This is a genomic window from Nocardia sp. NPDC004654, from assembly GCF_040609595.1.
Classification (GTDB): Bacteria; Actinomycetota; Actinomycetes; order Mycobacteriales; family Mycobacteriaceae; genus Nocardia.
This window is the reverse complement of the sequence record NZ_JBEXKI010000004.1, coordinates 694403-700982: the sequence shown is the minus strand read 5'-3', so window position 1 is coordinate 700982 and position 6580 is coordinate 694403. Positions and strand designations below refer to the sequence as shown.

Annotated in this window: 8 protein-coding genes and 1 rRNA gene; 7 read left to right on the top strand and 2 right to left on the bottom strand. The window is 67.2% G+C overall.

Annotation, left to right across the window (positions count from 1 at the left end):
* The first annotated feature begins 37 nt into the window (after positions 1 to 37).
* From rrf to ABZV58_RS17510, 5 genes are all read left to right on the top strand, one after another.
* A 5S ribosomal RNA gene (gene rrf / locus ABZV58_RS17530) occupies positions 38 to 154 on the top strand.
* 368 nt (positions 155 to 522) lie between these two features.
* Positions 523 to 1092 (top strand): hypothetical protein, encoded by a 570-nt coding sequence (locus ABZV58_RS17525; protein WP_355001135.1) that lies wholly within the window; start codon positions 523 to 525, stop codon positions 1090 to 1092.
* A 50-nt stretch (positions 1093 to 1142) separates the two neighbouring features.
* Positions 1143 to 1835: an endonuclease NucS gene (gene nucS, locus ABZV58_RS17520; protein WP_355001134.1), complete on the top strand. Its 693-nt coding sequence runs from the start codon at positions 1143 to 1145 to the stop codon at positions 1833 to 1835.
* Positions 1836 to 1851: 16 nt separating this feature from the next.
* Positions 1852 to 2565: an endonuclease/exonuclease/phosphatase family protein gene (locus tag ABZV58_RS17515; RefSeq protein ID WP_355001133.1), complete on the top strand. Its 714-nt coding sequence runs from the start codon at positions 1852 to 1854 to the stop codon at positions 2563 to 2565.
* A 135-nt stretch (positions 2566 to 2700) separates the two neighbouring features.
* Positions 2701 to 3000, top strand: coding sequence for an ATP/GTP-binding protein (locus ABZV58_RS17510; protein WP_253815591.1), 300 nt, complete (start codon positions 2701 to 2703; stop codon positions 2998 to 3000).
* 134 nt (positions 3001 to 3134) lie between these two features.
* Here the strand turns inward: ABZV58_RS17510 and ABZV58_RS17505 are convergent, their stop codons facing one another.
* Both ABZV58_RS17505 and mce read right to left on the bottom strand, forming a co-directional pair.
* On the bottom strand, positions 3135 to 4139 hold the full coding sequence (locus tag ABZV58_RS17505) for a hypothetical protein (RefSeq protein ID WP_355001132.1): 1005 nt from the start codon (positions 4137 to 4139) through the stop codon (positions 3135 to 3137).
* Positions 4140 to 4225: 86 nt separating this feature from the next.
* Positions 4226 to 4699, bottom strand: coding sequence for a methylmalonyl-CoA epimerase (mce, locus tag ABZV58_RS17500; protein ID WP_355001131.1), 474 nt, complete (start codon positions 4697 to 4699; stop codon positions 4226 to 4228).
* Between the two features lie 126 nt (positions 4700 to 4825).
* Between mce and ABZV58_RS17495 the strand changes: the two genes are divergently transcribed.
* Together ABZV58_RS17495 and ABZV58_RS17490 are read left to right on the top strand one after the other, a co-directional pair.
* Positions 4826 to 6004 carry an acetyl-CoA C-acetyltransferase gene (locus ABZV58_RS17495; protein ID WP_355001130.1) on the top strand — a complete coding sequence of 393 codons (1179 nt, stop codon included), beginning with the start codon at positions 4826 to 4828 and terminating at the stop codon, positions 6002 to 6004.
* Positions 6005 to 6154: 150 nt separating this feature from the next.
* Entirely contained in the window at positions 6155 to 6532 is a 378-nt protein-coding gene (locus tag ABZV58_RS17490) for a DUF3817 domain-containing protein (RefSeq protein WP_355001129.1), read from the top strand.
* Positions 6533 to 6580 lie beyond the last annotated feature (48 nt).

Genomic DNA, 6580 nt, shown 5'->3' with positions numbered 1-6580 from the left:
GGTGTGTGCGCTGTTGGTGTGGATAGTTTCATAGAGTTACGGCGGCTATAGCGGTGGGGAAACGCCCGGTCCCATTCCGAACCCGGAAGCTAAGGCCACCTGCGCCGATGGTACTGCACTCGACAGGGTGTGGGAGAGTAGGACACCGCCGGAACATCATTGCGAAAGGCCCCCAGCATCAGCTGGGGGCCTTTTTGCGTTTGGGTGAAACGGCTTTCAGCACAGGGGGTTTCGGCCCGCTACACTCTCGCTGGGAGAGTGGAACTCGGGAGTGGGGGAAGTGCATTGAGTTTTCCAGGTGGTTTCGACAAGCCGGAACCGGCGCCCGCACTCGGCTCGTGCCCGACGCCTCCCGCGTATCAGAATCCCGGATACCACTACGCCCCGGGATCGCCGCAACACGGATTTCCGCAGGGCTACCCGGCGCCGAATCCGCAGGGCTACCCAGCGTCCGGTCCGCAGGGCTATCCGCCGCTGGGCTTCCCGCCACCGAGGCGAGGGCGCGCCGGCGTCGTAGCCGCCGTGGCGATCTTGGGCGTGCTCGTCCTGATCGGCGGCGTCACGGCAGCGGTGCTGTGGCGAGCGGGTGCGTCGCCTTCCTCGGCCGCGGACTCCGGACCGATGCAGATTCCCGCCGTTGGCAGTTGTACCGACCTGACGGGCATTGTTGTCCACCTGCACGGCCCGCTGTCGGTGAAGGAATGCAGCGACCCGGCGGCGGCGAAGAAGATCACTCAGTCGGCGATCGTGACCGATACGGACATCGAGGTCGACTGCGCAACCTCGGAAATGCTGATCACCACTCAGGGGCAGCACTACGGGGAGTATGCGATCGCGCACTCGTGCGCTGGGCCGAACTTGATCGGGGGGAACTGCTACACCTCCAAAGGCGCTGGCTACGAGTACGACGGGACCTGTCGCGACGGCGGCGGACGCCTCGACCACAAGGTGTCCGGTGTCATGGACGCCGAGGTGTGCAAGACAGCGGCACCGGATGATTACGCCGAACAGATGAGATTCATCTCGGTCAGCCACCTTCACTACGTCGACGAAAGCGAGCGCGCGACATACTGCTTCGCGCCGCTGCACTGAGTAGGTCGGGCGGGTCCCGGCCGATGTGGTGCAGGGCCTAGACTCGACCGGTGCGCCTCGTGATTGCTCGTTGCCAGGTCGACTACGTCGGTCGTTTGACCGCTCACCTTCCGATGGCCCGCAGGCTGCTGTTGATCAAGGCTGACGGCTCGGTGCTCGTTCATTCCGACGGCGGCTCGTACAAGCCGCTGAACTGGATGAGCCCGCCGTGCTGGCTGGAAGAGCGGGATGCGGCCGCCGCGGAACTGCCCGAGGGCGCGAAGGCGCTGTGGGTGGTGACGAACAAGGCGGGGGAGGAGTTGCGCATCACCATCGAGGACGTGGAGCACGACTCGTCGCACGAGCTCGGGGTCGACCCGGGGCTGGTGAAAGACGGTGTGGAGGCCCATCTTCAGGAGCTGCTCGCCGAACACGTGCAGACCCTCGGCCCCGGCTACACCCTCGTCCGACGCGAGTACATGACCGCCATCGGCCCGGTAGACCTGCTCTGCCGCGATGCCGACGGCGCCACCGTCGCGGTGGAGATCAAGCGGCGCGGTGAGATCGACGGCGTGGAACAGCTGACCCGCTATCTCGAGCTGCTGAACCGGGATCCGCTGCTGGCCCCTGTGTCCGGTGTGTTCGCCGCTCAGCAGATCAAGCCGCAGGCGCGCACGCTGGCCGAGGACCGCGGCATCCGTTGCCTCACACTGGATTACGATGCCCTGCGCGGCACGGAGAGCAACGAGTTCCGCCTCTTCTGACTTCGGATACCGACACATGATCACCGTCGCCACCTGGAACGTGCTGCACCGCGTGCACGCCGAGAACTGGTACGAGGACGTCACGAAGAAGTGGCCGGTCGAGCACGAGCGGATCGACGCCATCGCCGCCCGGGTGGCGAAGCGCTCGGAACAGATCATCGCGTTGCAGGAGGTCAGCGGCGATCAGTTGGCCGCCCTGCGTGACGCGCTGTCCGACCGCACGATTCACACACTGCGCTATCCCCGGGTGCCGCGGCCGAAGCGCATTCCGACCTCGCTGCGGGACCGCGACGAGTACCTGGTGCTCGTGGTCGACGATCCCGGGCAGACGGTGTTCGCGGCGGCGTTCGGGGATGATCCGGGCAAGGGCGCGTTGGTCGTCGCGACATCTGGTCTGACTGTTGTCGCCACGCACGTCAGCGGCGACGAACGGAGCGGGCCGCAGCTGTCGAGGCTCGCCGGCTGGGCGCTGTCCGATCCGTCACGTCCCGCGGTCCTGCTCGGTGACTTCAACGCCGATCGCGACGTCGTGGCGGAAGGGCTCGGCGCGGGTTTCACCGTGGCCGAGTTGCCCGCGGGCTCGTTGCCTACTCGGCCGCGAACCTCGGGAAGCAAGTCTCAGTTCATCGACCACGTGGTCACCCACGGCGCGTACGCGAGCGACGCCGCGGTGGAGAGCGCCGACGGACTGTCGGACCACAATCCGGTTCGCGCGGCCATCGCTGTGTGAGGCGAGTGCGCACCGGGCGGCGCATCTTCGCTCGGGCGTTGTTCCGGTAACGCCAACGCCAGCGCTGGCAGCGGTAGGCGAGCGCGCGGTGTACGGACGAACCCTGCTCACCGGCCGCCTATTACGCTTGTCGGCATGCCTCGTCGGAAACCGCGCGCTCGCCACCATGCCGGGTCCGACGTCGCGCCGCTCGGCGACGTGTTCGGCCGTACGGAACGCGGTCCCGCTGACGACGAGGTCTACGTCGTCCGCACCATCCCCGGTACCCGTGCCACGAAGACCTACCGCTGCCCGGGATGCGACCACGAGATTCCGCCCGGTGTCGCCCATATCGTCGCCTGGGCCGCCGACGGTGGCGAGGACGACCGCAGGCACTGGCACCGCGGCTGCTGGAACGGTCGCCGGACGCGCCGAATCACTCGACGCTGGTCCTGAGCGGTCCACGGAGTCGAGTGCCCTGGAGCCTTTCTCCGTACCGACAACCGCGCACAACTAAGCAGGCCGCCCCCTGACGGGAGCGGCCTTCGGGTGAACTCTGGTGATCTACTGCGTCGTCGTCTGAGCCGACGTCAGTTCGCGATGTCGGCGTTCTCGCGCTCGTCGGCGTCGAAGTCCTCGTCCTCGTTGGTGACCTCGGGGATCGCCTTGGGCGGACGGGAACCGGTGACCGACTTGGTGTTGCCGCCGATCGACTTGCGCTGCTCCGGAACACCGTCCAGCAGTTCGCTTTCCCGGTTGACGGCCGCGAGCATCGCGGGCACCGAGTCGAGCTGGCCGCGGATGCCGAGCAGCTGGGCGAGCACCCGGCCGCGCAGCACGCGCATCTCCTCGGCCAGTTCCTTGGCGTGCGCGATCTTGCGCTCGGAGGTCTGGGTGGCGGAGGTGATGAGACGGTTGGCCTCGTCGGTCGCGTCCTTGATCCGCTGCGCGGCCTCGGCGCGGCTGGTGGCCTCCAGCTCCTCCATGGCGCGGGTGAGCTTGGTGCGGCGCTCGGCCATGGTGACTTCGAAGTCCTGCTGGGTCGCCTTGCGCTTGGCTTCGGCTTCCTTGCCGAGGCGCTCGACCTCGGCTTGAGCGGCTTCGATGATCTTCGCGGATTCGGTGCGTGCGTTCGCTAGGGTCTGCTCGAACTCGATGTCGAGCGCCTCGCGCTTCTCCTTGGTCTCCGCGAGCAGCGACTCGTATTTGCCGCGCATCTCGGTCGCCTGCTGCTCCGCGATCGACACCATTTCCGCGGCCTCGGCCTGGGCCAGGGCCCGGACCTCGGAGGCCTCGTCGGAGGCCAGGCGCAGCATGCGGGAGATGCGGTCGGACATGCCTTCGGCAGTGGTCGGCGGCACCGAGAGTCGGTCGACCTCCTTGCGGAGCTCGTCGATCTCGTCCCGCGCATCCTCCAACTGGCTCGCGAGGTTACGTGCTTGCGCCGCAGCAGCATCGCGATCGGTGGCGGTGACCCTCAGCTCGGCATCGAAGCGGTCGAAGTAATTACGCACCTCGTCTTGCGCATAACCCTTGCGCACAACGGTGAAGGGCAGTGCAACGAAGCGATTGCGATCGGACTCGGGTGACGACATGGCACACAAACTACAGCCTATGGAGGGCCGATGGTGACTCGACCGCGAATGTGATTCCGACGAGTTTTTCGGCCCCGATCTTGATACTAGTGCGTAACATTCGGGTTCGGCTCGACCAACTCGATCAGCACACCGCCAGCATCCTTCGGGTGGATGAAATTGATGCGGGAATCGGCAGTTCCGTGCCGCGGGGCCTCGTACAGCAAACGCAGTCCGCGATCACGCAGATGAGCCGAGACGGCCTCGATGTCGGTGACGCGGTAGGCGAGCTGCTGAAGGCCCGGTCCGCTGCGATCGATGAACTTCGCGATAGTCGAGTCCGCGTCGAGGGGAGCCAGCAACTGCAGAGCAGTCGCGCCGTCCGGTGCGCCGGGCAGCGACAGCATGGCCTCGTGCACGCCCTGGCTCTCGTTGACCTCGCGGTGGGTCTCGATCATGCCGAGATTCTCGGCGTACCAGGCGATTGCGGTGTCCAGGTCCGGGACCGCGATGCCGACGTGGTCGACTGCCACCACGTAGTCGCCCGGAATGAGTTCGGATGTCTGGTTTGCGTTGCTCACGACTCGACGGTAGCGCCAACCTGGGTGAAGTCGCCGAGGGCGCACAGGCTACCGTTGAGTACATTGACGCCGCGCCGTCGCTCGTGCGATGGCGCGCGGGTTCCACCAACGAATGCGAGGCTCGTCGTGACCACAACCGTCATCGTGTCCGGTGCGCGCACCCCGGTCGGCAGGCTGCTCGGCGGCCTGAAGGACTTCAGCGGTTCCGATCTCGGCGGTTTCGCGATCAAGGCCGCGCTGGAGAAGGGCGGCGTCGCGCCCGAGCAGGTCGACTACGTGATCATGGGCCAGGTGCTCACCGCGGGCGCGGGCCAGATCCCGGCCCGGCAGGCGGCGGTGGCCGCGGGCATCCCGATGGACGTGCCCGCCCTGACCTTGAACAAGGTGTGTCTGTCCGGCATCAACGCCATCGCGCTCGCCGACCAGCTGATCCGCGCGGGCGAGTACGAGATCGTCGTCGCGGGCGGCCAGGAGTCCATGAGCCAGGCGCCGCACCTGCTCGAAAAGAGCCGCGAGGGCTTCAAGTACGGCGACGTGACGATGCGCGACCACATGGCCTACGACGGCCTGCACGACATCTTCACCGACCAGGCCATGGGCGCGCTCACCGAGCAGCGCAACGACCGCGACCCGATCAGCCGGGCGGATCAGGACGCGTTCGCGGCGGCCTCGCACCAGCGCGCGGCGGCGGCGTGGAAGAACGGCGTGTTCGACGACGAGGTCGTCCCGGTCGAGGTGCCGCAGCGCAAGGGCGATCCGGTGCTGGTGAGCAAGGACGAGGGCGTCCGGGCCGACACCACCGCGGAATCGCTCGGCAAGCTGCGCCCGGCCTTCCGCAAGGACGGCACCATCACCGCGGGCACCGCCTCGCAGATCTCCGACGGCGCGGCCGCGGTGGTCGTGATGAGCAAGGAGAAGGCACAGCAGCTCGGCCTGAGCTGGATCGCCGAGATCGGCGCCGCTGGCGTCGTCGCCGGACCGGACTCCACGCTGCAGGACCAGCCCGCCGACGCCATCGCCAAGGCCTGTGCGCGCGAGGGCATCTCGCCCGCCGAGCTGGACGTGGTCGAGATCAACGAGGCGTTCGCGGCGGTCGGCATCGCCTCGGCGCGCAAGCTGGGCATCGATGGCGAGAAGGTGAACGTCAACGGTGGCGCGATCGCCATCGGCCACCCGCTCGGCATGTCGGGCGCTCGCATCGTGCTGCACCTGGCCTTGGAGCTGAAGCGCCGCGGCGGCGGTGTCGGCGCGGCCGCGCTGTGCGGCGGCGGCGGTCAGGGTGACGCGCTGATCATCAAGGTCTAGTCGACGTAGCACAGGTACCCGTCGGGTCGCGTCGCGTTCGGTGACTTCGGCGCCGGACGCGATGTCGTCCTGGGTGTGTCCGTGCGGACACACCGCGGGTCGGCCGGTGTGATGGGTTCAACTACGACCCGTCGTAGTGCATACGGCACAATGGTGCGCATGGGTTACTTCGATCTGCGCAGCGTCGCCGGTAGATTCCGATTCTTCGCGGTGCTCGAGGCACTGTCGTGGCTGGGTCTGCTCGTGGGAATGGCGTTCAAGTACATTCCCGATCCGGGCAACGAGGTCGGCGTGAAGATCTTCGGCCCGGTGCACGGCACCATCTTCATCCTGTTCGTCCTGACCGCGCTGCTCGCGGCGCGCGAACTGGGCTGGAACTGGAAGACCACCGTGCTCGCGCTGCTGTCCAGCATTCCGCCGTTCTTCACGGTGATCTTCGAGGTCTGGGCCGTGCGCACCGGCAAGCTCAACGTGTCGAGCAACGCCGACGCGACCCCCGCCGCGGAAGCCGTTCGCGCCGCGTCGTGACAAACTGGAAACCGTGACTCGACCTGCCGCACGCCGTCCCTCGCCCGC

Excerpts from the sequence above, each read along its gene's own strand:
- ABZV58_RS17515 (WP_355001133.1), top strand. The coding sequence starts at position 1,852 with ATGATCACCGTCGCCACCTGGAACGTGCTGCACCGCGTGCACGCCGAG.
- ABZV58_RS17510 (WP_253815591.1), top strand. The coding sequence starts at position 2,701 with ATGCCTCGTCGGAAACCGCGCGCTCGCCACCATGCCGGGTCCGACGTC.
- ABZV58_RS17505 (WP_355001132.1), bottom strand. The coding sequence starts at position 4,139 with ATGTCGTCACCCGAGTCCGATCGCAATCGCTTCGTTGCACTGCCCTTC.
- ABZV58_RS17490 (WP_355001129.1), top strand. The coding sequence starts at position 6,155 with ATGGTGCGCATGGGTTACTTCGATCTGCGCAGCGTCGCCGGTAGATTC.